The following is a 25,066-nucleotide window of genomic DNA, read 5'->3' as shown; positions in this document are numbered from 1 at the left end:
TTCAATCTCTTTTTTTGTTTTCATTAAAAATAAATGGTTAAAAATATATCTCTTTGCTGAACCTAACCCTATCTAATTGTTCACGAAAAGAGGTAAAAACATGAGAGCATATAAAATGGAAAAAGATGGTTCAATTTCAACTTCACTAAAAGGAAAATCAGTTTTATCCACTTCTTATTTAAACAAAGGTTCTGCTTTTACTGAAGAAGAAAGACAAGACCTTCATCTGCAGGGGCTTCTTCCTCCGACGGTCTTAACGTTAGAAGAACAGGCAAAGAGAGCATATGAGCAGTTCAAAAAAGCACCGAATGATCTTCAAAAAAATAATTCGTTGAATGATCTACATAATCGGAACGTCGTGTTGTTTTATCGTTTATTAACCGATCATTTAAGTGAAATGCTTCCCATTATTTACACGCCTACTGTAGGTCAATCCATTCAAGAATACAGCCATGAATACCACCGTCCTGACGGCTTATATTTATCCGTAAATGAAGCGGATCGATTAAGTGAGGCGATTGAAAATTTAGGGCTCGACAGCGAAGATATTGATTTGCTTGTAGTCACGGATTCAGAAAGTATTCTAGGAATTGGGGACTGGGGTGTAGGAGGGATAAATATTGCAGTGGGAAAGTTAGCGGTCTACACAGCTGCAGCAGGAATTGACCCAAGCCGCGTACTGCCTGTTGTTCTTGACATGGGGACCAATAACAAAAAGCTTCTTGAAGATCCTTTGTATTTAGGAAATCGTCATGAACGAGTAAAAGGAGAAGACTATAATCGTTTTATCGCTCAATTTGTAAAAGAAATAACGGCCAAGTTTCCTAAAGCGCTTCTTCATTGGGAGGATCTTGGTAATATTAACGCGCGTCACATTATGAAAGAATATGGCGATAAAATTTTAACATTTAATGATGATATTCAAGGAACGGGAGTAATTACTCTTGCAGCCGTTTTAACAGCGGTTCGTATTACAGGAACGCCTTTAAAAGATCAGCGAGTTGTTGTATTTGGACCAGGATCCGCTGGAATTGGGAATGCCGATCGTATTCATAGTGCGATGATGCTTGAAGGGTTATCTGAAGAAGAAGCATATGATCGTTTTTGGGCATATGATTACAGAGGTCTGTTAACGGAAGATATGGAAGATTTAGCTCCTTTTCAACAGCCATATGTTCGCCAAAATGAAGAGATTAAAGAATGGGAAAAAGACGATGAAAATAAAATTTCACTGTTGGAGCTTGTCAAGCAAGTGAAGCCAACGATTTTAATTGGAACATCAGGCGTCACGGATGCTTTTACCGAAGAAATTATTAAAGAAATGGCAAAGCATGTAGAGCGCCCGGTGATTATGCCGCTTTCAAACCCAACTAAACTTGCTGAAGCTGTTCCGGAAAATATTATAAAATGGACGGAAGGAAAAGCCCTTATTGCAACGGGAAGTCCATTTGAACCCGTTGAATATAACGGGCACACTTACGAAATCGGACAGGCTAATAATGCATTTGTGTTTCCAGGTCTTGGTTTAGGTGCAATTGTGGTTCGCGCTCAAAAGTTTACTGAATCTATGTTTGCAGAAGCAGCCAATGCAGTAGCGCGTATAGCAGAAACAGATACAAAAGGAGATACGCTTCTTCCAAATATTAAAGATCTTCAAAAAGTATCAAAGGCGGTTGCTGTAGCAGTTGCCGATGCTGCTGTAAAAGATAACGTAGCAACTGTTACCGAAAAAAATGTAGCTGAACTTGTAGAAGAAGCGGTATGGCAGCCTGTTTATAAACCTGTTAAGGCAAGAAATGAATGAGGTGAATGATAAATGAGCATAGGTCAAATTTTCCTCATTCTCGCGCCTATCTTTTTTGTCATTTTGCTTGGTTATTTAGCAGGGCACTTTAAAAAATTTGATAAGCAAACGTCTAAGGGGCTCAACACATTAGTAACGAAGTTTGCGCTTCCTGCACACTTATTTGTAGGTGTAACGACAACGCCAAGAAAAACACTCATAGACGAATGGCCGTTTTTAGTAGCGCTGATTTTAGGAATCGTCGGGTTTTACCTCATTATCTTGCTTGTCGTGAAGTATGCAGGGAAGAATACGTTAACTGCCTCTTCTATGTTTGCCTTAAACTCAGCTCAGCCAACGTTTGCTTTTATGGGCATTCCAGTACTCGGAGGATTGTTTGGTGCAGGCGCAGTAGCGATTCCAATTGCCATCACAGGAATCGTGGTGAATGCGATTTTAGATCCGCTGGCAACGATTTTAGGAACCGTTGGACAACGGGGGCGAAAAGAAGGGGAAGAGAAAACAAGTTTATTTAAAGTAACGGTTCATTCCATTTTGCATGGTTTATCTGAGCCTTTGGCATGTGTACCGTTAATTGGAGTGATTTTAACCCTTTGCGGTTTTCAGTCACCTAAACTGTTACAGGATATGCTTGATCAAATCGGAAGTATTACATCGGGAGCAGCTTTGTTTGCGGTAGGAGTAACGATTGGAATTGGAAAAATTAACTTTAGTAAAGGGGCGCTTGGGATAGCCGTCTTAAAAGTAGCGGTTCAACCCATCGTTATGCTCGGAATTGCAGTATGGATAGGGTTGTCTTCAGATGAAGTGACAAAAGCTATTTTACTGGTAGCTTTTCCTGGGTCTGCTGTAGCAGCGATGATTGCTTTGCGGTTTGAAAGCTTAGAAAACGAAACGGCATCTGCTTTTGTTATTAGTGCTATTTTATCGTTGATTACGCTGCCGCTTCTTATTTCTTGGCTTATGTAAATAAAAAAACGAAAGAGGAGAATTCCTCTTTCGTTTTAAGACGGATTAATAAGCTAATGCAAATAATCCTTTGATATGAGATAAGTAACGAACGTTACTTGCTTCTTTCATAAGTGATGCTGGTAAACCTTTTAATTGCGTTTTGTTTCCGCCGATTGTACCAATTGCATCTTTGCGTCCAAGACTTCCTAGTGTACCAGAGAAGACAGGAACGAATGATTCCATTGCTCCGCCGCGAATAGCTACTGCTAAGTTCACGCCTACAACTTCACCCATTTGCCAAGCTAATTGAGCAGTAGGTGGGTAAGGGCGACCTTCTGGACCCATTACAACCGCTGAGTCACCAGCAAGGAATACATCTTTATGAGATGTAGATTGTAAGAATTCATTTACAAGTGCACGACCGCGGTTTACTTCGATACCTGAGTTAGCAACTACAGAGTTACCTTGAACTCCGCCAGTCCATACCATTGTTTTTGTTTCAATTTTGCTGCCGTCTTTAAGTTCAACAGTTGTAGCATCCATTTTTGTTACAGGTGTACCAGTAACAAATGTAACGCCACGTTTTGTTAAGCTTGATTGAGCGCGCTCTACTAATTCAGCAGGGAAGCCTGGAAGAACTGTAGGAGCTGCTTCTACACAGTATAGAGAAATTTCTTTCGGATCAACACCGTGTTTTAGACATAGGCTTGGCATTAAGTCAGCGTATTCACCAACAAGTTCGATACCTGTTAATCCGCCACCGCCAACTACGATTGTACCGTCAGCTTTATTTTTTGTTTTGCTGTATTCAGCGATACAAGCTTCTACGTGTGCACGTAAACGGTTTGCATCATTTACTGATTTAAGAACGAAGCTGTGCTCTTCTAAACCAGGGATACCGAAGTAAGCAGTTTCACTACCTAAAGCTGTAACAAGGTAGTCGTAGCTTAATTTTGTACCATCTTCAAGAGATACTTCACGTTGATCTGGTGAGATTTCTTTTACCGTTGCAATTTTTAAATCAACGTTGTAGTTTTTAAGTAATTTATCAAGTGGTAAAGCTACCGCTTGTTCAGAAACGCCGCCTACAGCTAGACGGTGTAATTCTGTAATGATTTGGTGAGTAGCAAAACGGTTCACTACTGTAATTTTTGCTTCATCCGCACTTAGGTGTTGGCGAGCTGTCATTGCAGTTAATAAACCACCGTAACCGCCGCCTAAAATTAAAATATGTTTTGACATAGTCGATCCTCCGTCCACACTTTTTAATGAAAATTATTTTTGTTTTTCGTTTGTAATGTCTAAATACGCTTGTGCAAAGCGGAATAGTTTTTGAGCTTGTGGATCTTTAAGCATGCGTAATAAACCGAATAAACCGATTGAATTAGAAGCATTTGCTTCTGCACGATCGTTTGCTTCGATTGCAGTAGCTGCAAGACCTTTTACTGTTCCTTCTACCGGCTCGATAAATTCTTTTACTCCACCAAGTAGATCTTCTTTTAATACGTCGTCAGTTAATAATGATTGCGCAACGTCGTAAGTTTTTGTAAGCACCGTTACCATTTCAGATAATTTTGGTAAATTATCTACAAGAACAGTAAGAGCTTCTTGTACTTCAGGCTTTAACAATTGATCTAACACATCCGCTTGACCTTTGTTAACTGCCGCTTCTGTTTGTACAGCAGCATTTTCCTCTGCAGCTGATTTTTGAATAGTTGATTGAGACATGAAAAGTCCTCCTTTGCTGGATACTGTTGCATATGTAGTTCCTAGTTATCTGCTAGACTTTCAAACTACATTGTGAAGTTGTGAAATCTTGCACATAATTCTATTTTAATTTTAATACGAGATAAAATCAACTCATTTCGTTGAAAAAATAAGTGAAGAACCTCGTAACCCTTTGTTTAATAAAAGTTTATAAAAAATAAAGCGAATAATTGCCTAGGTAAATAAAATTAAAATAGGGAACTAACATAATTCCTCTTCCTACGATAAAACAAATAACGTCATATTTCAACACATACGAACTTAATATTCTATAAGTAGTAAAAAGATAGGGCGCATTTACTATTTAAAGAGTTTTCAAAAAATTACATTGACTTACTATAGTGTTCTACATATAATCTAAATATAACATCTTATGTAAGGAGATATAACATGGTTATAGTGGATGAACTTTATCATAATGTGGTCATTACATTGCCTCAATTAAAATTAATTGAATTTATAATGAAGTTAAAAGAAGCTAAAGCACAAGAAATAGAGGATATAAAAGCGAAAATTAGTAAATACGAAGAGAAGAAACGTGCTGAAGAAGCTTGGTACCAATCACTATCACCGTTTCGTAAATTTTTTACCGGGCGTCCTTTAAGTCAGCATCAAGCGGTCGAGTATATGGTATACGTAAAGGAACGCTTTAAAAAAATTGATCACCTTAAAGCACAAATGCGAGAACTTCATGAAGTTCTTGAATTAATAAAAGCGGAAAATGAAGAAACAAGTGAAATTACGCTTTCGCCTGCTATTGTACAAGAAATAAAACGATTAAAAAGCAGTGGAGGCGTTGGGATATGAGTGTTAATGAACTAAGTTTAGGTATAAATACGACGTGGGTTGTGTTAACAGCGGCGATGATTTTGCTAATGGAAGGCGGCTTTGCCTTGCTAGAGGCAGGTTTTGTCCGCTATAAAAATAGCGTCAATATTATTATGAAAGTATTCGCTGATATTACAATAGGAACGCTTTGTTTCTATTTAATTGGGTTTGGATTAATGTACGGAGATGATTTAGGCGGAATCTTCGGTAAAAGCGGTTTTGCGCTCTCAGGTAATTTATCGCACCTTGACATTCCAATTGGGCTTGAAACATTTTGGCTGTTTCAATGTGCGTTTGTTATTGCGGTCATTTCTATAGTTTCTGGAGCGGTGGCAGAACGAATTAATTTCCGCGCATATCTTTTATATGCGATTTTAATGACTACATTTATTTATCCTATAGCCGGCCACTGGATTTGGGGAGGCGGATGGATTAGTAAGTTAGGGATGCTTGATTTTGCCGGTTCGGCAGTTATTCATGCTCTTGGCGGTTTTTCAGCTTTAGCAGCTGCAATAATGATTGGACCTAGAAAAGGGAAGTTCACGAAAAATGGAATTAGTTCTGTTTCTCTTCCAAGCAATTTGCCGCTTGCATCAGTGGGTGCTTTTTTATTATGGTTTGGATGGTTCGGGTTTAATGCAGGAAGTACGCTAAGTGCCACTGACGTTAGAATTGGTCACATTGCTATTGTCACAATGTTATCAGCAGCAGCAGGCGGAGCAGCTACTTTATTTTATACTTTATTTCGCTACAACCGTTCAGATGCACCTTCTGTGATAAATGGATCGCTTGCCGGACTGGTTGGCATTACGGCCGGGTGCGCTTTTGTAAATACGCCATCTGCTATTTTTATTGGAGCTGTATCCGGCTTATTAATGATGGCAGCTACAAACTGGCTCGAAGCACGTCAAATCGACGATCCTGTAGGAGCTTTTCCTGTACACGCTGCTTCGGGAATATGGGGCACGTTGGCTGTGGGTTTATTTTCTACAGACGGCGGTGTGTTTACAGGAGGGAGCTGGACGTTATTAGGTGTTCAACTTCTCGGATTAATTGCTCTATGCGCTTGGGGATTTGTTACGACGTGGATAGGGTTAAAGGTTATTTCCTTGGTGGTTCCGCTTCGATCTACGGAAGAAGAAGAAGAAGTGGGCTTAGACATCAGTTACCACGGTATCATGGCAGCTCATCAAGCTCCTGAATTTATTGAATATGAAAACTACTATGCGGAAGTAAAAGAAAAAGCCGCAGATTCGTAATAAAAGGCCGCGCCTTATAACAAAAGGGCGGCCTTTTTATGTGGAAAAAAATAGATGTAAAATACTTGGTTTAAATGATTGAAAAGTCAGAATATTTGTGTTATATTATAAAAAAGCCAAGGAGTTGATTTCTTATGAAAAAGAATTTACTTAATTCACCGCAAAAATCCAACGGAAAGGTGCTTGATGCATTATTCGCTGAGATGATTTTAGACAAGGCGATTGCAGAATTTCGTAAAGCACAGCTAAAAGAAGAAATCGACCGCACGCTATTGATGAAAAATAAAGAAGAGTTTTTAAAACTCTCATCAGAACTTAAACAAATTTCTTAATTACTTACTATACTTCACACACCATCTATTTTAGATGGTGTGTTTTATTTTTGAGACCTACTAAAAGGGATTAATTAGTAATAATTATGGACCTCCATGTACGCTTAATGGGTTTACAGGATCTCGAAACGGGGAAACCGTTCCAGAGTTCAAATTTGATAACTATTATCCACCAGCAAACGGAGCGGAACTATATCAAGTGGTAAATGGGGAAGAAGTACTTTTAGCTACCTACGTGGTAGAAGAAAAACGATTTGTACCAGCGGTTGCTAAACCAATGTAAAGGAATGTTTTTTTATGATTCGAAAAGGTTTGTATGCAGCATATAATGAACGAGACTACGAATGTTATGAAACGGAAAATGGGGGTGTAAAGCTGATTAGCTATGATAAAGGCGATGTAGCAAATGGATTCATTCCATACAATGACACGACTTTTACAAAAAAAGTTCCTCGTGATGCTGTTGAAGAAGTGTTTTTTGTAGCTCCGTATGCTACTTATCAAAATGAAACGTTTGATGTGTCAGCTGCTTCTGATGTTCGAGTGCTTTTGACCACATCTGAAAAAGAAAAAGCTGATAAATATCATTTTCAACGAACGGATAAATATCTATATGAAAAACGTGTGTTAAAGGAAGAAGTAAAGTTAACGGAGAAAAAAACTCCTTATTCATAAAACGCCACAATAAAAAGAGGATGCATTTGCATCCTCTTTTTATTTAATCAATTTTCTTGAAGTGTTTCTGTTCGTATTATCATTTGTACGAAGGAAGGTAATGCCAAGACCGATTAATCCTCCTACAATAGCAGGAACTACCCAGCCGAGACCCACTCCATACATAGGTAGAATCGATGTAAACAGATCGTTTACTGCGGAAATTTTGAATCCAGCAGCATTTAAGCCATCAAATAAACTAACGATAAACGTGAACAGAAGGCTTACTTGGTAAACTTCAGAACGTCCTTTAAATAAAGGATGTAAGAATGTTAAAGCAATTAACACAATAGCTAACGGATAAATAGCTGTTAAGACTGGAACCGAAATAGCGATTAATTCCGTTAAGCCAAAGTTTGCTACAACGGCGCTGAATGCTGATAAAATGACAGCAATCAACTTATAAGAAACCCTTGGAAACAACTTATGGAAGAAAGATGAACAAGATGTTACAAGGCCTACACTTGTTGTTAAACAAGCAACGGTAATCATCAGACCTAAAAGAATTCCTCCGTAAGAGCCAAAGTAGTAATTTGATACTTCAGCCAAAACCGTACCTCCGTTATCAAGACGTCCAAGCTCTGATACGCTTGAAGCACCCATATAAGACAATGCACTATAAATAAGAGCCAAAATAACGGCAGCGATAGCCGTAGCTTTTGCACAAATTGTGATGATTTGTCGGTTGGTCTTTGCTCCTTTTTCTTTAATTGCATTAATAATAATAATTCCAAAAACAAATGATGCTAGTGTATCCATTGTTAAGTAGCCTTCTTGGAAGCCTTTAAAGAAGGCGTGTGTTGTATAAGCTTCGCTTGGTGCTTCGAACTTTCCAATTGGGTTCACAACGGCTACAACTACCAATATTCCAATAAACGTTAATTTAATAGGTGTTAAAACTTTTCCTACTAAATCGACAATTTTCGCAGGATTTAGCGAAAAAAAGCACGTAATCGTAAAGAAAATTACCGTGAAAATGATAAGGGGAAGGTGACCTGAATTTTCTGATAAAAAAGGCTTAACGCCAATTTCAAACGAAACACTTCCCGTTCTTGGCATTGCAAAAAGCGGTCCGATTGCCAAGTATAAAATCGTAGTAAAGATAATACCGAAAGCTGGGTGTACACGACTAGCTAAAGACTGCAGATCCTCTTTTCCGGAAAAACCAAACGCGAGAACGCCTAGCAGAGGCAGACCTACACCCGTTACTAAAAATCCAGCATTTGCTGACCAAATATTGCTTCCAGCAGACTGACCTAACATCGCAGGGAAAATTAAATTACCTGCGCCGAAGAATAGGGCAAAAAGCATAAAGCCAATAACCACTATAAATGAAAAAGGAACTTTGTTTGACACATTAAAACCTCCAAAATTATAAATGCTTTTTATTATCGTGTTGAATAATTAAAATTTTCAGAATTTTATATTCGAATAATAAAAATAAACATGTATCGTATTATACTAACCTAAAATGCATATTTCAATATAAAATTTTATTTTTTTTATTTATTCGCTGAAATAGCAAAAATAGAAAAATACTTAGCAAAAAAATCTCAGTGTACAACAATTATTTGATATGATAAAACAGAACCGTGGCTTTTAAAAATTTGCATGTGCGGCCTTACATCCTTATTAGTAAAGAACTGTTTACATAAGGTGCTGTAAGGATGTATATTTATACACGGTTCGTTGAACCGCATATGCTCGATGGGTGAAAGTCAACTGTGCGAAAGGAGCAAGAAAGTGAAAAGGTTAGGTCTAGCAACTCAGATTCTAATTGGACTGATCTTAGGCGTAGCTGTAGGTGCTATCTTTTACGGAAGCGATACGGCCATTTCTATTTTACAGCCAATTGGAGACATATTTATTCATTTAATTAAGATGATTGTCGTACCGATCGTGATTTCAGCATTAATCGTAGCGGTCGCAGGAGTAGGCGATATCAAAAAATTAGGTAAGCTTGGCGGAAAAACAATTCTTTATTTTGAAATTGTTACAACCATTGCGATTGTAGTGGGGATTATTGCCGCTAACTTATTCCACCCTGGTGCAGGGGTTGATATGGGACATATTGCAAAAAGCGATATTTCTCAATATGAGGCAACGGCAAAAACGTCTGAAAGTACAGGGATTGCTCAGGAGCTTCTTCATATTGTTCCGACAAACGTCTTTCAGTCGGTAGCAGAAGGCGATCTTTTACCAATCATTTTATTTTCCGTACTGTTTGGTGTAGGCGTAGCTTCGATTGGACAGAGAGGAAAACCTGTTTTAGCCTTTTTTGAAGGCGTCTTGGATGCAATGTTTTGGGTAACTAATTTGGTGATGAAATTTGCTCCAGTAGGTGTATTTGCACTTATTGGTGTTAATATTATAAAGTTTGGTGTCGGATCACTTATTCCATTAGGGAAATTAGTGTTCGCCGTTTACTTCACCATGATTTTCTTTGTGCTTGTGGTTCTTGGAATTATTGCTAAAATGGCTGGAACAAGCATGTTTACGCTCATAAAAGTGTTAAAAGACGAGCTGCTTCTTGCTTTTACAACAGCAAGTTCAGAAGCCGTTTTACCATCTCTTATCAAAAAGATGGAAGACTTCGGTTGTTCTAAATCGGTTACATCGTTTGTTATTCCAACAGGCTACACGTTTAATTTAGATGGTTCAACCATTTATCAGGCGCTGGCATCGCTGTTTATTGCTCAAATGTACGGCATTGACCTTTCCATTATGGATCAAATTCAGCTCCTTCTTGTGCTAATGTTAACCTCAAAAGGGATGGCTGGTGTACCAGGGGCATCGTTTGTAGTTGTACTTGCTACGCTTGAATCTATGGGCTTCCCTCTTGAAGGCATGGCATTTATTGCAGGAATTGACCGCATTCTTGATATGATGCGTACCACAGTTAACGTAGTAGGAAATGCTTTAGCTGCAATTGTAATGTCCAAGTCTGAAGGCGAATTTGATAAGCAAAAATCATTAAATTACACAAATGAATTAAAGAAATCAAACATAGCTTAAAATAAAAAAGCCGGGCAGCTGCCTGGCTTTTTTGTTTGGAGCTGCCTGTTATCTTTTTTGAAACATATGGTAAAATAAAAGAAATGAGAGACAAAGGAAGTGTCATAATGACGGAAACTGTTCAGTTAATTAAAAAGCTTGTTTCGATTCCCAGTCCTTCTGGAAATACAGAAAAGGTGATTTCATTTGTCGAAGACTATGTAAAAGAGCTAAATATTCAAACGTATCGCAATCGAAAAGGAGGCTTAGTCGCTACTATTCCCGGTAAAGATACGGATCATCACCGCATGCTGACGGCTCATGTCGATACATTAGGTGCTATGGTAAAAGAAATCAAACCGAGTGGACGTCTGAAAATCGACTTGATTGGAGGGTTCCGCTACAATTCCATCGAAGGAGAATATTGTGAAATCGAAACGTCAGCAGGAGAAGTATTTACAGGGACCATCCTTATGCATCAAACATCTGTTCATGTGTATAAAGATGCAGGTAAAGCTGAGCGAAATCAAGATAATATAGAAATTCGATTGGATGAAAAAGTACATAGCGCAGAAGATGTTCGCAGTCTTGGAATTGAAGTCGGCGACTTTGTTTCGTTTGATCCTCGTGTAGAAATAACAAAAAGCGGTTTTATTAAATCTCGTCATCTCGATGATAAAGCAAGCGTAGCTTTATTGCTTCAGCTCATGAAAACAATTCAAGAAGAGCAGATCGAACTGCCATACACTACGCACTTTCTTATTTCAAATAATGAAGAAATTGGATACGGAGGAAATTCGAATATTACGCCTCAAACGGTAGAATACTTAGCGGTTGATATGGGTGCCATGGGAGATGGACAATCTACTGATGAATACACCGTGTCTATTTGTGTAAAAGATTCAAGCGGCCCATATCATTACGGTTTGAGAAAGCATTTGGTGGAGCTAGCTAAGCAGCATGATATTCAGTACAAATTAGATATTTATCCGTTTTACGGATCAGATGCTTCTGCTGCTATTCGTGCCGGGCATGACATCGTACACGGCTTAATTGGTCCAGGAATTGATTCTTCTCATGCGTTTGAGAGAACGCATCAAGATTCATTGAACCATACGTACAAGCTTCTTTACCACTATGTGCAATCGAACATGGTTCTGCTTTAAGAAAGGAATATTTAATTAGTGTATTTTTATGCAAAACAAAGAGCAGGACGGGACAGTGATGTCTGTACTTTCCTTTCCTAAAAAAGAAGCGGGCTGTCCGGCTTCTTTTTTTAATAAATACTATATATTTTTTTACTGGTGAAGCAACAGTTGGTAAAAAAAGCACCTTTTTTAAAGAGGTATAATACGGCTTAAACCTTTTGTACATTTTGTTCATTTACAGAAGTTAAAATGTTTTTAAATTTTTAAAAGTTTCTTGTGACAAGTTTTGTAGAATGGGTTTTCAAAAGGATATGGTTTCGTCATAATGTGGATATAGCGATCACTACAATAATCGGAGGCGAATCTTTTCATGTGGGTACTGACGGTATATGCTGGAAAAGAAATGAAAATGTTTGAATTTGAAACTGAAACGCAGGCGAGAGAAGCTTTTGCCAAAACAAATGGCTGTAAAGTTCTTTCAGAAGTCGTGTATTATAATGATCCTCATTTAACATTAGTAGCTATATAATGAAAAAACAAGAGCTGACTTTATGCTCTTGTTTTTTTATAGCTTCTTGTATCTTACGAAAAGAATAGAGTTGAAATAAAAAAAAATGTACGCTATGATATGGTAGTTACTTCTATTATTCTGATAGTTTAAAAGGTTCATATATATCAAACAGCAACAGTGAAGATGCCAAGAAGGCTTAATAGGGAAACTGGTGAAAGACCAGTACTGCCCCCGCAACTGTAAGTGTGGACGAACGAGTATAACCACTGTGGAAAAATCACGGGAAGGTTCTCAAGTAGAATGATACACAAGTCAGGAGACCTGTCTTTATTGTGAAGTTTCTATTTCTCCGGGGAGCGGGAAGGGAAACGTTGGCTTAAAGTGGCATTCGTGTACACTTTTATTCTGACGTTTTACCCGCTCGCATATTAGCGAAGCGGGTTTTTCTCGTAGCACAAAACTACATATCGTGCAAAAAAGGTGCGCAATGTTCACATTGCGTTAAATGGGAAGTCTGGTGTGAAGCCAGCGCGGTACCCGCCACTGTGAAGAGGAGCTGATTGCATATGCCACTGTATTCGGGAAGGCGCAATCAAGTGATGAATCGAAGTCAGGAAACCAGCCTTTTTCTAATGCGAAGCTTACCCTACGGGATATAGGTGGAAGTGCAAAAACTTAGTTTGAATTTTTCTGCGCCTCTATCATTGATAGAGGCGTTTTTTTAGTAAAGGAGCGAATAAGTGTGACGACGTGGAACTTAAATGGAACAAAACATCACGTATTGATTTGTAATGGAAGCAGCTGTATGAGAAAAGGTGGAGAAGAAGCCACGCAAGCTATTCGAAATAAAGTGACTGAACTGAATCTAGATGAAGCGGTTCACACAACCCGTACGCGCTGTAACGGAAGATGCAAAGATGCTCCTGTAGCTATCGTGTACCCTTCAGGAGATTGGTACAAGCAGGTCACTGAAAACGTAGCTCATCGAATTGTTGAAGAACATTTAGCAGGAGGCTGCAGTATAAAGGAATCACTTATTTATGAATATGATCAAAACGGTTTTGTTTCTCCGGAAAAGAGTGACTCCATAGAAGGAATTGACAAAGTAAAAAGTAACGCATAAAGGAGGAGCTAGCATGAAAGGTAAACTGTTAGTTATTGGATTCGGCCCAGGAAGCTTTGAACATATTACACAGCGAGCAAGAGAAGCCATTCAAGAAAGTGATATGATCATTGGTTATAAAACCTATGTGGAATTAATTCAGGGACTATTAACGAATCAGCAAATTATTAGTACAGGAATGACCGAAGAAGTAAGCCGTGCACAAGAAGCCGTAAAGCAAGCTGAAGCGGGAAAAACCGTGGCGGTCATTTCAAGCGGAGATGCAGGAGTATACGGAATGGCCGGCCTTGTGTATGAAGTGTTGATTGAAAAAGGATGGAAAAAAGAAACGGGCGTAGAGCTGGAAGTGATTCCTGGCATTTCGGCTATTAATTCATGCGCATCCCTCCTTGGGGCGCCCGTGATGCATGATGCCTGTACGATTAGTTTAAGTGACCACCTTACGCCTTGGGAGTTAATCGAAAAACGAATCGAAGCAGCTGCACAAGCGGATTTTGTAGTAGCTTTTTATAATCCGAAAAGCGGAAGACGCACAAGACAAATTGTGGAAGCGCAAAGGATTTTATTAAAATACCGTTCCCCCGATACGCCTGTTGGTCTTGTGAAAAGCGCTTATCGTGACCGTGAAGAAGTGGTAATGACCAATTTAAAAGACATGTTAAATCATGAAATAGGCATGCTGACTACCGTTGTTGTCGGAAATTCATCTACGTTCTTTTACGATGACTTAATGATTACACCGCGCGGGTATCAGCGGAAATATACCCTCAACCAAACAGAGCAGCCGCTAAGACCGCATCAGCGGCTTCGAAAAGAAGCAGAACCATGGGCTCTTGATCAAGAGGAGACTGTAAAGCAAACGGCTTCAGCTATTGAAGATGTTCAGAATACAAAAGAAGAAAAAGTAGCTTCACGAGCTCTGGCAGAAGAAGCGCTTCAAGCAATTTTAGGTGAAACTACTTCACCGGTCGTACACCAGCCAATTGAGTCTATTTTTGAAGTGGCAGTTAGTCCAGGGCTTGCGAATAAGAAGTTTACGCCCGTTCAAATGACAACACTAGCAGAAGTTGTTGGTGAAAAAGGTACGATGGAGTATACGCCTGACCATCAAATCAAACTGCAAATTCCAACGGCTCAGCCAGATGTGATTATTAAAAAGCTCCAATCAGCTTCCTTTTTACTATCTCCAGTCGGAGACGTGTTTACAATTAAAGCGTGTGATTTTTGTGATGGAGAAAAAAGTGACGCCATCCCGCATACGGAACAATTACAAAAGCGTCTCGGTGGAATGGACATGCCAAAAGAGCTGAAGCTTGGTATTAATGGATGCGGTATGGCCTGTTACGGTGCTGTTCAAGAAGATATCGGCATTGTCTACAGAAAAGGTGCGTTTGACTTATTTTTAGGGGCTAAAACGGTTGGACGAAACGCCCATTCAGGTCAAATTGTGGCGGAAGGCATAGCGCCCGATGACATTGTTGAAATAGTGGAGAACATTGTCCATGAATATAAAGAAAAAGGTCATCCAAATGAGCGGTTTCATAAATTCTTTAAGCGTGTGAAGAATGTTTATGGATTCGACTATCAAGATATAACACCAAAAATAAAAGTAGAACCAGCTCCGTGTGGAGATTAAAAATGGGAGGGCATTATATGAAATCAGTTTTATTTGTCGGTCATGGAAGTAGAGATCCTGAAGGGAACGATCAAATTCGCGAGTTTATCTCGACTATGAAGCATGATTGGGACCCATCTATTTTAGTAGAAACGTGTTTTCTAGAGTTTGAACGTCCGAATGTAAGTCAAGGCATTGATACATGTGTGGCAAAAGGAGCGACAGATGTAGTTGTAGTTCCAATTATGCTCTTGCCAGCTGGCCACTCAAAAATACATATTCCGGCGGCTATAGATGAAGCTAAGGAAAAATATCCACACGTAAACTTCGTGTACGGACGTCCCATTGGCGTTCATGAAGAAGCCCTTGAAATTTTAAAAACGAGATTACAAGAATCAGGAGAAAATTTAGAAACTCCAGCTGAAGACACGGCTGTTATTGTCTTAGGGCGAGGAGGAAGCGATCCTGATGCAAACAGTGATTTATATAAAATTACGCGCCTCCTTTGGGAAAAAACAAACTACAAAATCGTCGAAACTTCTTTTATGGGCGTGACCGCTCCATTGATTGATGAAGGAGTGGAACGATGTTTAAAACTGGGCGCTAAAAAAGTGGTTATTCTCCCGTATTTCTTATTTACAGGAGTACTAATTAAGCGTTTGGAAGAAATGGTGAAACAGTATAAAATGCAGCATGAAAACATTGAGTTTAAGCTAGCCGGCTATTTCGGTTTTCATCCAAAACTGCAGACAATTTTAAAAGAACGTGCTGAAGAAGGATTAGAAGGCGAAGTGAAAATGAACTGCGATACATGTCAATATCGCCTCGGCATTATGGAGCATATTGATCACCATCATCATCACGATCATGATCATGATCACGGGCACCATCACCACGATCACCATCATGACCATCACCACCATGAAGATAAGGTCGGCGAGTTAAAATGATTTTATTGTTAGCGGGAACTAGCGATGCACGTGCATTAGCTGTTCAAGTGAAAAAAGAAGGTTACGACGTTACGGCGACGGTTGTAACCGACAATGCAGCAATCGAATTACAGCGAGCAGAAGTGAAAGTGAAAATTGGACGTCTCACAAAAGAAGATATGATGACTTTTATAAACGAACATGGTGTAAAAGCTATTGTGGATGCAAGTCACCCCTTTGCCGAAGAAGCATCTAAAAACGCCATCGGTGCGGCTGCTGAAACATCGATTCCTTACATACGCTATGAGCGGGCTTCGCAGGCTTTTACCTACGACAATATGACGATGGTTTCTACGTATGAAGAAGCAGCTGAAGTAGCAGCTGAGAAAAAAGGAGTTATTATGCTGACAACAGGCAGCAAGACGCTACAGGTTTTTACAGAAAAGCTCCTTCCTCTTTCAGATGTACGGCTTGTTGCTCGTATGCTTCCAAGGCTGGATAATATGGAAAAGTGTCAGCAGTTAGGATTGCCGCAAAAAAATATTATTGCTATTCAAGGTCCGTTTACAAAAGAGTTTGATCAAGCGCTTTATAAGCAATACGGAGTGACGGTCATGGTCACAAAAGAAAGCGGAAAAGTTGGATCTGTGGATGAAAAAGTGGAAGCAGCCAAAGAGTTGGGCTTAGATATCATTATGATAGGGCGACCAAAAATCGAGTATGGAACCGTGTATTCTACTTTTGAAGAAGTGGTTCATGCTTTAGTAAACCAAACTAGGAGTTGATTGAGATGGATTTTCGTACAGAATTTAAACCGTTAACTGTTCAGCCTCAGCAAATTGAAGGAAAAAGTTTTGAAATGATTACAGAAGAGCTTGGGCCTCACCCGTTTACAGATGAACAGTACCCAATTGTTCAGCGTGTGATTCATGCGTCTGCAGACTTTGAACTTGGACGCAGCATGCTGTTTCATCCTGATGCGATTCAAGCAGGAATTAAAGCCATTCGCAGCGGCAAGCAAGTGGTTGCGGATGTACAAATGGTGCAAGTAGGAACAAACAAGCAGCGAATTGAAAAACACGGCGGTGAAATCAAAGTTTATATTTCAGATCCGGACGTAATGGAAGAAGCAAAGCGCTTAAATACAACGCGTGCAATTATTTCAATGCGAAAAGCAATTAAAGAAGCAGACGGCGGAATTTTTGCAATTGGGAACGCACCGACAGCTTTACTTGAATTAATTCGTTTGATTAAAGAAGGAGAAGCGAAGCCTGGGCTTGTTATTGGTCTGCCGGTAGGATTTGTTTCAGCCGCTGAATCGAAAGAAGAACTTGCAAAACTTGACGTGCCGTTTATTACAAACATTGGGCGAAAAGGCGGCAGTACGGTAACGGTTGCTGCATTAAATGCAATTTCAATTCTTGCAGATCAGGTGTAACACATGAAGGAAGTACCAAAAGAACCTAAGAAACTCAGAGAAGGCTACACGACGGGCGCTTGTGCAACGGCAGCTACGAGAGCAGCTCTGCTTACGCTAATTTCAGGAGAAGTGCAAGATGAGTCAACGATTTACTTACCTGTCGGCCGCTTTGCTACGTTTCATCTTGAAGAATGCGAGTATCGCACAAGCAGCGCTGTAGCTAGCATCATTAAAGATGCTGGAGATGATCCCGATGCCACGCACGGAGCGCTGATTATTTCTGAAGTTTCGTGGTGTAATGGTGCAGACATTATCATTGATGGAGGAGTGGGAGTAGGGCGTGTGACAAAGCCTGGCCTCCCAGTTCCTGTCGGTGAAGCAGCCATTAACCCTGTGCCAAGAAAGATGCTGAAAGAAACGGCTGAACAGCTTTTAGCCCAATACAATATACAAAAAGGCGTTAAGATTGTCATCTCGGTTCCTGAAGGAGAAGAAATGGCGAAAAAGACATTAAATGCACGTCTAGGTATTTTAGGAGGCATTTCGATACTGGGGACGCGGGGGATTGTTGTTCCGTTCTCAACAGCTGCTTATAAAGCAAGTATCGTGCAGGCAATCAGCGTGGCTAAAGCGAGTAATTGTGAGCACGTTGTCATTACGACAGGGGGCCGAAGCGAAAAGTATGGAATGAAACAGTTCCCTGAACTTCCGGAAGAAGCATTTATCGAAATGGGAGATTTTGTTGGATTTACGTTAAAACAATGTAAAAAGCAAGGAATGAAAAAAGTGTCGCTCGTAGGCATGATGGGAAAGTTTTCAAAAGTCGCGCAAGGCGTTATGATGGTTCATTCAAAAAGTGCACCTATTGATTTTAATTTTTTAGCAAAAGCAGCTTCTGAGTCAGGAGCTTCTGCTGAACTGGTAGAGGAAATAAAAGGCGCAAACACAGCTTCCCAAGTGGGAGATTTAATGACGCAAAGCGGTCATCATCAGTTTTTCGAAAAACTGTGCGAATACTGCTGTTTATCAGCATTAAAGGAAGTAGGGGACGGAATCGATGTCGATACGTCTCTTTACACATTAAAAGGAGATTTTTTAGGACAGGCGGTGCAACATGGCAATTAAAATTATTGGAATAGGTGACGACGGAAAATTAAGTTTGCTTCCTATGTATGAACAGTGGATTTATGAAAGCAATGTGCTAATTGGAGGAAAGCGTCATCTTGACTTTTTTCAAGATTTTGAAGGAGAAAAAGTAGCCATTGAAGGAGGTCTTTCTTCTCTTGTTGAACGTTTAAAAAACGAAGAAGGAAATGCGGTTGTGTTAGCCTCAGGCGATCCGTTATTTTACGGAATCGGAAGCTATCTTTCTACGAAGCTAGACGTTGAAATATATCCCTATTTAAGTTCTATTCAACTTGCATTCTCACGTCTAAAAGAGCGATGGCAAGACGCTTATTTTACAAGCGTACACGGCAGAAGTATAAAAGGGCTGGCTCAGCGCATTGATGGCTATAAAACAGTGGCGATTTTAACCGATGAGCAAAATTCTCCTAGTGCTCTGGCAAACTACTTGTTATCATTCGGCATAACAGAATACAAGATGTTTGTGGCAGAGAATCTAGGTGGAGAGGCGGAGCGCTGTCAGCTGCTTTCGCTGGAAGAGGCGGCGAATCAACTCTTTTCTCCGCTTAATGTCTTGATATTAAAACAGGTAGAAAAAAGTCCAGTCTGGCCTCTCGGAATAGAGGACGATGAATTTATTCAACGCAAGCCGGACAAGGGACTTATTACTAAAAAAGAAGTTCGTACACTTAGTATTAGTGCCCTGCAGCTAAAGAGAGACAGCGTCGTATGGGATATCGGAACATGTACAGGTTCAGTCGCGATTGAAGCAGCTAAAATTGCGCGTGAAGGACAAATTTTTGCTGTGGAAAAAAACGAAGCAGACTTGGAAAACTGCAGGGGAAATCTAGCGAAATTTCGAGTAGATGCCCATATTGTGCACGGAAAAGCACCGGAAGGGTTAGGTGAGTTTGCTGATCCTGATGCGGTGTTTATTGGAGGGACAGCAGGAGGCATGGAAACCATTTTAGACGTGTGCTGCAGCCGATTAAATTCAGGAGGGCGCATCGTATTAAATGCCGTAACGATTGAAAATTTGGCAGAAGCGATGAAAGCTTTTAAAGAGCGAGGATTTGAGACTGCTGTTACCCTTGCACAAGTTTCAAGAAGCAAGCCAATTTTACACTTAACACGATTTGACGCTTTAAACCCCATTTATATTATTACAGCCAAAAGAGGAGAATGAACATGATTGGAACATTGTACGGACTTGGAGTTGGACCAGGAGATCCAGAATTGATTACAGTAAAAGCATTTCGTAAATTAAAAGAATCACCCGTTATTGCGTACCCAAAAAAGCAAAAAGGAAGCAAAAGCTACGCCCAAAAAATTATTGATGTCTATTTCAGTGCAAATGAAAAAGACATGCTAGGCCTTGTGTTTCCAATGACAAAAGATCCTGCTATTTTAGAGAAAAAATGGACCGAAACAGTGGAACGAGTATGGGAAAAGCTCCAGGAGGGAAAAGATGTAGCATTTGTGACAGAGGGAGATCCTATGCTTTATAGCACGTTTATTCACATGATGCGCCTGATGCAAGAACGTCACCCTCAAGCTCCTATTCAAGTAATTCCTGGTATTTCATCTATTAACGGGGCTGCGTCTCGCTTAGGCATTCCATTAGCAGACGGTGATGAACACGTGGCCATTGTTCCTGCTCGTGAAGATTATGAAACAATGAAAAAAGTATTAATGGAAAACGACTGCGTTATTTTTATTAAAGTAGCTAAAGTCATCGATTTTATGGTCGGTCTTTTAAAAGAGCTTGATCTGCTTGAAAAAGCATCGGTGGTAACAAAAGTAACGTCAGATGAAGAAATTATTTGGAAAGCTTCAGAACTAGAAGGAGCCGATTTACAATACTTAACGCTAATGGTGGTGCGAAAATGAAGTTATACATAATCGGAGCTGGACCCGGAGATCCAGATTTAATTACCGTAAAAGGATTAAAATTACTTCAGCAAGCAGATGTTGTTTTATACGCTGACTCACTAGTAAGTCAAGAGCTAGTTGCTAAGTCTAAACCAGGAGCTGAAGTGTTAAAAACAGCGGGGATGCATTTAGAAGAAATGGTCAGCACGATGCTTGATCGCATGCGTGAAGGAAAAATGGTTGTAAGAGTTCATACCGGAGATCCTGCTATGTACGGAGCCATTATGGAACAAATGGTGCTTTTAAAAAGAGAAGGCGTTGAGATTGAAATCGTTCCGGGCGTCAGCTCCGTATTTGCTGCAGCTGCAGCGGCTGAAGCAGAATTAACCATTCCAGATTTGACTCAAACAGTTATTTTAACTCGTGCTGAAGGAAGAACGCCTGTACCTGAGTTTGAAAAATTAACTGATTTAGCAAAACATAAATGTACCATTGCTTTATTTTTAAGTGCGACGCTCACAAAAAAAGTAATGAAAGAATTTATAAACGCCGGTTGGAGTGAAGACACGCCGGTTGTAGTAGTCTATAAAGCAACGTGGCCGGATGAAAAAATTGTTCGCACGACGGTAAAAGACCTGGATGATGCTATGCGAACAAACGGCATTCGCAAGCAGGCGATGATTTTGGCAGGCTGGGCCCTTGACCCCCACATTCATGACAAAGATTATCGATCAAAACTTTATGATAAAACATTTACCCATGGCTTTCGAAGAGGAGTGAAGTCGGAATGATTCAACTCCAAGAAGGAAAAAAAGCTCCCATTACACAGCGCGGGGATTATGCTGTCGTGGCCATCACGAAGCATGGCGTAGAAATTGCAAGAAATCTAGGCCGCACTTTTCAGCAGTCCGATGTGTATTACATGAGCAAGTTTGAAAAAGGAGACGAACAAGAGCAGAACATTCAGCTGTTTTCAGGAAGCGTGCGGATGCTCTTGCCTTCTCTTTTTGAATCGTATAAAGGACTTATTATTATTATTTCACTGGGAGCAGTTGTACGTATGATTGCCCCTATTTTAAAAGATAAGAAAACGGATCCTGCGGTTGTTGTCATTGATGATAAAGGCGAAAATGTCATCAGCGTGCTTTCAGGTCATATCGGAGGAGCAAATGAGCTTACACGTGAAGTTGCGGCAGCACTTGAAGCTCATCCTGTTATTACAACAGCATCCGATGTTCAAAAAACGATTCCCGTTGATTTATTTGGTAAGCGCTTTGGATGGGTGTGGGAATCAGCAGAAAAGCTAACCCCTGTCAGCGCTTCTGTAGTAAACGAAGAAGCAATAGCGGTGGTTCAAGAATCAGGTGAAAAGGGCTGGTGGCACTATGAGCACCCTGTTCCTGCTAACATTAAAACGTACTCATCGATTCAGACAGCTCTCGAAGCATCGCCACATGCAGCCTTGGTCGTAACGCATCGCAATTTAAAAAAAGAAGAAGAAGCGATCTTAGAAAACGGTGTTCTTTACCGTCCAAAAGTACTGGCGATTGGGATGGGGTGCAACAGAGGAACAAGCGCAGCGGAAATTGAAACCGTTATTGAAAAAACGCTTGCTGAACTTCAGTTTTCAATGAAAAGTGTAAAAGCATTATGTACAATAGAGTTAAAGAAAGATGAAGAAGGGCTGCTAGAAGTGGCGTCTAAGTACGGCTGGGAGTTTGTCTATTATTCGCCCCAAGAGCTAAACAGCATAAGTATCCAACAGCCTTCAGATACTGTTTTTAAATATACAGGTGCATATGGCGTTAGTGAACCTGCTGCTATGTTATACAGCGGTGCTGATACGCTTGAACTTGTGAAGAAAAAGTCAGGGAATGTCACCATTTCAGTGGCGCTTATTCCATATGACTAAAGGAGAGAACAACATGTCAAACAGAAGACTCGTCATTGCCGGTACCGGAAGTGGCGTAGGGAAAACAACACTTACAATTGGGCTGATGGCGGCATTAAAACAAGCTGGTTATAGAGTTCAAGGGTTTAAATGCGGACCCGATTATATTGATCCAACGTATCATACGGCTGTTACAGAACGAGCGTCTCGTAATATAGACAGCTGGATGCTTGAACACGATATGGTTAGGGAAATTGTAGCTCGAGCTAGTGAAGACGCTGATATTTCCATCATGGAAGGAGTTATGGGATTTTTTGATGGGAAAAATCCGTTAACGAACGAAGGGACAACAGCAGAAATCAGCTTAATCACCAATAGTCCTGTCCTTTTAGTTGTCAATTGTGCTAGTATGGCTAGAAGTGCAGCGGCAATTGTAAAAGGGTTTCAGCAATTTTTACCGGAAGCGAACATTGTCGGTGTAATTGCTAACCGAGTTGGAAGTGAAGGGCATCATAAACTTGTTAAGGCAGCGATTGAGCAGGAATGTCATATCCCTGTAGTAGGCTACTTGAAAAGAAACGATGATCTTACGATTCCTGAACGTCACCTCGGGCTGATCCCGTCGATTGAACGAGGAGAATTAACACCGTTTTTTGAACAGTTAGGGCAACTTGTTCATGATACAATTGATATTGAAAAAGTATATGAACTGGCTTTAGCTCCTAAAATAGAAATTAATGATCCTATCTTTACAAAGCCGTCCGTACCTCAAGTGAAAATTGCTGTGGCAAGAGATGCTGCTTTTAACTTTTATTATGAAGAAAATTTCGAATTGTTAAAAGCTTACGGAGCAGAGCTTGTAGAATTTTCGCCTTTAAAAGGAGAGACGGTTCCGCAAGATGCTGATGGCCTTTACATAGGAGGCGGATTTCCAGAAGAATTTGCTGAAACGTTGGCTCAGCAAATTGACGTTAAAAATTCTGTTCGAGCAGCCATCGAAAAAGGGATTCCTACACTTGCTGAGTGCGGAGGCTTTATGTTTTTAACAGATGCTATTGTCACAACAGATGATACATGTCATGAAATGGTGGGGCTTATTCCCGGACAAGTAAGAATGCAGACAAAATTAGCTGCTTTAGGATACCGAGAAGTGACGGGAAAGCCAGGGAATTTTTTATTTAAAGGCGATATACAAGCTAAAGGACACGAATTTCATTATTCAACCTTTCATTCAGAGAAAGAGTTTTCGCCTGCCTATGATACAAAAGGGATGCGAGGAATGAAAGAAGAAGGCTATATGAACAATAATTTAATTGCCGGCTATACGCACTTTCATTTCGGCTCTTCTACGAAAATGGTAGAAAACTGGGTGGAACAGTGTAAAGCGGTAAAAAAAGAAAGAAGAGATGCCGTGTGACAGTTGGAAAAGTATATTTAGTAGGAGCCGGACCAGGAGATCCGAAGCTAATAACCGTATATGGAATGGAATGTATTCAAGAAGCGGATGTCATTTTATATGATCGCTTAGCTAATGAACAGTTATTAAACTATGCTAAAAAAGACGCGGAGCTTATTTTTTGCGGGAAATTACCGGGCAAGCACGGAGTCATCCAAGATCGTATTCACGAATTGCTTGTTGAAAAAGCACTTCAAGGAAAAGTAGTGACGCGCTTAAAAGGAGGCGATCCTTTTGTGTTTGGCCGCGGAGCAGAGGAAGCTGAAGTACTTGCTACTCGAGGAATTCCTTACGAAGTCGTGCCTGGTATCACGTCAGGAATTGCAGCTCCAGCTTATGCAGGAATTCCGGTTACCCACAGAGATCATGCCACTTCTTTTGCGATTGTAACGGGTCATGGAAGAGAAGAAAAAGGAAAAGATTATTTAAATTGGTCAGCGCTCGCTCAAGGAATAGATACAATTGCATTTTATATGGGCGTTGGAAATTTACCTCATATATGCAAACAGTTGATGGACCACGGACGAGATAAACATACGCCAGTGGCGCTTGTTCAGTGGGGAACGACAAAATATCAGCGCACCGTAACGGGAACGCTTGCCACAATCGAAGAAATAGCAAAAAAAGCAGAAATTGCTCATCCTGCCATCGTGCTTGTAGGTGAAGTGGTGACAATTAGAGAAAAAATAAAATGGTTCGAAGAAAGAGCGGAAAATATTCTGCTTTAACGTTAAAAGGAGGAGACAATATGACGATTATTTCACAGTTAAAAGAACGAAGAGCGGTACGAGATCATGAAGCACGTGAAGTGGAGCAAGAGAAAATCGAACAGCTGCTTGAAGCAGCGACGTGGGCTCCAAATGACCGAATGAGAGAGCCTTGGAGCTTTTATGTGATTCAAGGAGAAGCAAAAAAGAAGTATGAAGAACTGGCTGAAGCGTATCTAAAGGAGCGCTTTCCGACAAAGCCTCATTTAGTAGAAAGTTCGTTAAAAGCAGTAAAAAATACGCCCGTACATATCGTCGTAACAGCTGACATAGTTGAAGGAGACGAAGAAGCCACAGAAGATAACAAATATGCGGTTTCATGCGCGATTCATTCCATGTGGTTAGCGGCTAAAGAATTAGGGCTTGGATTCGTTTGGAGAACAAGAGGAGTTGGTCTCGTTCGAGACGAGCGACTGTATGAGTTTATCGGAAAGCCTGCAGGTAAAGTCGTGGTAGGAAACGTATTTTTAGGCTACCCAAATGAAGAGTCTCTTACAAAAATGAAAGAGCCTGCTAGAACATCGTTTACAGAAAAAACAACATGGCTGTAAACTGAAATT

General features: G+C 40.2%; 25 protein-coding genes and 2 riboswitches. Of the genes, 22 read left to right on the top strand and 3 right to left on the bottom strand.

All coding sequences use genetic code 11. The features are described from left to right. The first annotated feature begins 100 nt into the window (after positions 1 to 100). Positions 101 to 1,804: an NAD-dependent malic enzyme gene (locus ACNHOZ_RS07365; RefSeq protein ID WP_048019191.1), complete on the top strand. Its 1,704-nt coding sequence runs from the start codon at positions 101 to 103 to the stop codon at positions 1,802 to 1,804. A 12-nt stretch (positions 1,805 to 1,816) separates the two neighbouring features. After that, the gene (locus ACNHOZ_RS07360) at positions 1,817 to 2,773 is read left to right on the top strand and encodes an AEC family transporter (RefSeq protein ID WP_028408294.1); all 957 of its coding nucleotides are present in this window, start codon (positions 1,817 to 1,819) and stop codon (positions 2,771 to 2,773) included. Positions 2,774 to 2,818: 45 nt separating this feature from the next. On the opposite strand, the gene ACNHOZ_RS07355 is transcribed toward ACNHOZ_RS07360, so the two are convergent. Continuing rightward, positions 2,819 to 3,997: an NAD(P)/FAD-dependent oxidoreductase gene (locus ACNHOZ_RS07355; RefSeq protein ID WP_013057328.1), complete on the bottom strand. Its 1,179-nt coding sequence runs from the start codon at positions 3,995 to 3,997 to the stop codon at positions 2,819 to 2,821. Between the two features lie 33 nt (positions 3,998 to 4,030). After that, the gene (locus ACNHOZ_RS07350; RefSeq protein ID WP_013057327.1) at positions 4,031 to 4,483 is read right to left on the bottom strand and encodes a DUF1641 domain-containing protein; all 453 of its coding nucleotides are present in this window, start codon (positions 4,481 to 4,483) and stop codon (positions 4,031 to 4,033) included. A gap of 429 nt (positions 4,484 to 4,912) precedes the next feature. On the opposite strand from ACNHOZ_RS07350, the gene ACNHOZ_RS07345 reads away from it, so the two are divergent. The 4 genes from ACNHOZ_RS07345 (at position 4,913) to ACNHOZ_RS07330 (ending at position 7,616) form a co-directional block, all read left to right on the top strand. Further along, positions 4,913 to 5,329, top strand: coding sequence for a hypothetical protein (locus ACNHOZ_RS07345; RefSeq protein WP_028413111.1), 417 nt, complete (start codon positions 4,913 to 4,915; stop codon positions 5,327 to 5,329). Then, entirely contained in the window at positions 5,326 to 6,609 is a 1,284-nt protein-coding gene (locus ACNHOZ_RS07340; RefSeq protein ID WP_048019192.1) for an ammonium transporter, read from the top strand. Before ACNHOZ_RS07345 ends, ACNHOZ_RS07340 begins: the two co-directional genes overlap by 4 nt. 134 nt (positions 6,610 to 6,743) lie before the next feature. Next, entirely contained in the window at positions 6,744 to 6,941 is a 198-nt protein-coding gene (locus ACNHOZ_RS07335; protein WP_013057324.1) for an IDEAL domain-containing protein, read from the top strand. 297 nt (positions 6,942 to 7,238) lie between these two features. After that, on the top strand, positions 7,239 to 7,616 hold the full coding sequence (locus ACNHOZ_RS07330; protein ID WP_048019193.1) for a hypothetical protein: 378 nt from the start codon (positions 7,239 to 7,241) through the stop codon (positions 7,614 to 7,616). Positions 7,617 to 7,655: 39 nt separating this feature from the next. Here ACNHOZ_RS07330 and brnQ read toward each other — a convergent pair whose 3' ends face one another. Then, positions 7,656 to 9,011 (bottom strand): branched-chain amino acid transport system II carrier protein, encoded by a 1,356-nt coding sequence (gene brnQ / locus ACNHOZ_RS07325; protein WP_048019194.1) that lies wholly within the window; start codon positions 9,009 to 9,011, stop codon positions 7,656 to 7,658. 387 nt (positions 9,012 to 9,398) lie between these two features. Between brnQ and ACNHOZ_RS07320 the strand changes: the two genes are divergently transcribed. The 16 genes from ACNHOZ_RS07320 (at position 9,399) to ACNHOZ_RS07245 (ending at position 25,057) form a co-directional block, all read left to right on the top strand. Beyond that, complete coding sequence (locus ACNHOZ_RS07320) at positions 9,399 to 10,670, top strand: cation:dicarboxylate symporter family transporter (protein ID WP_048019195.1); 1,272 nt, start codon at positions 9,399 to 9,401, stop codon at positions 10,668 to 10,670. A 107-nt stretch (positions 10,671 to 10,777) separates the two neighbouring features. After that, a complete protein-coding gene (locus ACNHOZ_RS07315; protein WP_047750842.1) occupies positions 10,778 to 11,815 on the top strand; it encodes a M42 family metallopeptidase in 1,038 nt (345 codons plus the stop codon). 352 nt (positions 11,816 to 12,167) lie between these two features. Further along, positions 12,168 to 12,326 (top strand): hypothetical protein, encoded by a 159-nt coding sequence (locus ACNHOZ_RS07310; protein ID WP_014459832.1) that lies wholly within the window; start codon positions 12,168 to 12,170, stop codon positions 12,324 to 12,326. A gap of 146 nt (positions 12,327 to 12,472) precedes the next feature. Continuing rightward, positions 12,473 to 12,651, top strand: a riboswitch (cobalamin riboswitch). Between the two features lie 118 nt (positions 12,652 to 12,769). Beyond that, positions 12,770 to 12,949, top strand: a riboswitch (cobalamin riboswitch). Between the two features lie 101 nt (positions 12,950 to 13,050). Beyond that, positions 13,051 to 13,431 carry a (2Fe-2S) ferredoxin domain-containing protein gene (locus ACNHOZ_RS07305; protein WP_033579174.1) on the top strand — a complete coding sequence of 127 codons (381 nt, stop codon included), beginning with the start codon at positions 13,051 to 13,053 and terminating at the stop codon, positions 13,429 to 13,431. Between the two features lie 13 nt (positions 13,432 to 13,444). Beyond that, positions 13,445 to 15,067, top strand: a complete 1,623-nt coding sequence (cobJ, locus tag ACNHOZ_RS07300) for a precorrin-3B C(17)-methyltransferase (protein WP_048019196.1) — start codon at positions 13,445 to 13,447, stop codon at positions 15,065 to 15,067. Positions 15,068 to 15,084: 17 nt separating this feature from the next. After that, the gene (locus ACNHOZ_RS07295; RefSeq protein ID WP_033579551.1) at positions 15,085 to 15,996 is read left to right on the top strand and encodes a sirohydrochlorin chelatase; all 912 of its coding nucleotides are present in this window, start codon (positions 15,085 to 15,087) and stop codon (positions 15,994 to 15,996) included. After that, positions 15,993 to 16,760 carry a precorrin-6A reductase gene (gene cobK / locus ACNHOZ_RS07290; protein WP_048019197.1) on the top strand — a complete coding sequence of 256 codons (768 nt, stop codon included), beginning with the start codon at positions 15,993 to 15,995 and terminating at the stop codon, positions 16,758 to 16,760. Before ACNHOZ_RS07295 ends, cobK begins: the two co-directional genes overlap by 4 nt. A gap of 5 nt (positions 16,761 to 16,765) precedes the next feature. After that, positions 16,766 to 17,413 (top strand): precorrin-8X methylmutase, encoded by a 648-nt coding sequence (locus ACNHOZ_RS07285; RefSeq protein ID WP_013083415.1) that lies wholly within the window; start codon positions 16,766 to 16,768, stop codon positions 17,411 to 17,413. Positions 17,414 to 17,416: 3 nt separating this feature from the next. After that, on the top strand, positions 17,417 to 18,520 hold the full coding sequence (locus ACNHOZ_RS07280) for a cobalt-precorrin-5B (C(1))-methyltransferase (RefSeq protein ID WP_028408304.1): 1,104 nt from the start codon (positions 17,417 to 17,419) through the stop codon (positions 18,518 to 18,520). Continuing rightward, the gene (locus ACNHOZ_RS07275; RefSeq protein WP_048019198.1) at positions 18,510 to 19,706 is read left to right on the top strand and encodes a bifunctional cobalt-precorrin-7 (C(5))-methyltransferase/cobalt-precorrin-6B (C(15))-methyltransferase; all 1,197 of its coding nucleotides are present in this window, start codon (positions 18,510 to 18,512) and stop codon (positions 19,704 to 19,706) included. The genes ACNHOZ_RS07280 and ACNHOZ_RS07275 overlap by 11 nt, the downstream gene beginning before the upstream one ends. Positions 19,707 to 19,708: 2 nt before the next feature. Continuing rightward, on the top strand, positions 19,709 to 20,410 hold the full coding sequence (cobI, locus tag ACNHOZ_RS07270; protein WP_048019199.1) for a precorrin-2 C(20)-methyltransferase: 702 nt from the start codon (positions 19,709 to 19,711) through the stop codon (positions 20,408 to 20,410). Beyond that, the gene (gene cobM / locus ACNHOZ_RS07265; RefSeq protein WP_028413122.1) at positions 20,407 to 21,183 is read left to right on the top strand and encodes a precorrin-4 C(11)-methyltransferase; all 777 of its coding nucleotides are present in this window, start codon (positions 20,407 to 20,409) and stop codon (positions 21,181 to 21,183) included. The genes cobI and cobM overlap by 4 nt, the downstream gene beginning before the upstream one ends. Further along, positions 21,180 to 22,304: a cobalt-precorrin 5A hydrolase gene (locus tag ACNHOZ_RS07260; protein ID WP_048019200.1), complete on the top strand. Its 1,125-nt coding sequence runs from the start codon at positions 21,180 to 21,182 to the stop codon at positions 22,302 to 22,304. Before cobM ends, ACNHOZ_RS07260 begins: the two co-directional genes overlap by 4 nt. Positions 22,305 to 22,317: 13 nt before the next feature. Beyond that, positions 22,318 to 23,700, top strand: a complete 1,383-nt coding sequence (locus ACNHOZ_RS07255) for a cobyrinate a,c-diamide synthase (RefSeq protein WP_048019201.1) — start codon at positions 22,318 to 22,320, stop codon at positions 23,698 to 23,700. Beyond that, positions 23,697 to 24,467 (top strand): uroporphyrinogen-III C-methyltransferase, encoded by a 771-nt coding sequence (gene cobA, locus ACNHOZ_RS07250; RefSeq protein ID WP_014459835.1) that lies wholly within the window; start codon positions 23,697 to 23,699, stop codon positions 24,465 to 24,467. Before ACNHOZ_RS07255 ends, cobA begins: the two co-directional genes overlap by 4 nt. Positions 24,468 to 24,487: 20 nt before the next feature. Continuing rightward, positions 24,488 to 25,057: a nitroreductase family protein gene (locus tag ACNHOZ_RS07245; RefSeq protein WP_048019202.1), complete on the top strand. Its 570-nt coding sequence runs from the start codon at positions 24,488 to 24,490 to the stop codon at positions 25,055 to 25,057. Positions 25,058 to 25,066 lie beyond the last annotated feature (9 nt).

The organism is Priestia sp. D51, from assembly GCF_053345675.1.
This window is presented reverse-complemented; position numbering and strand designations above follow the sequence as displayed.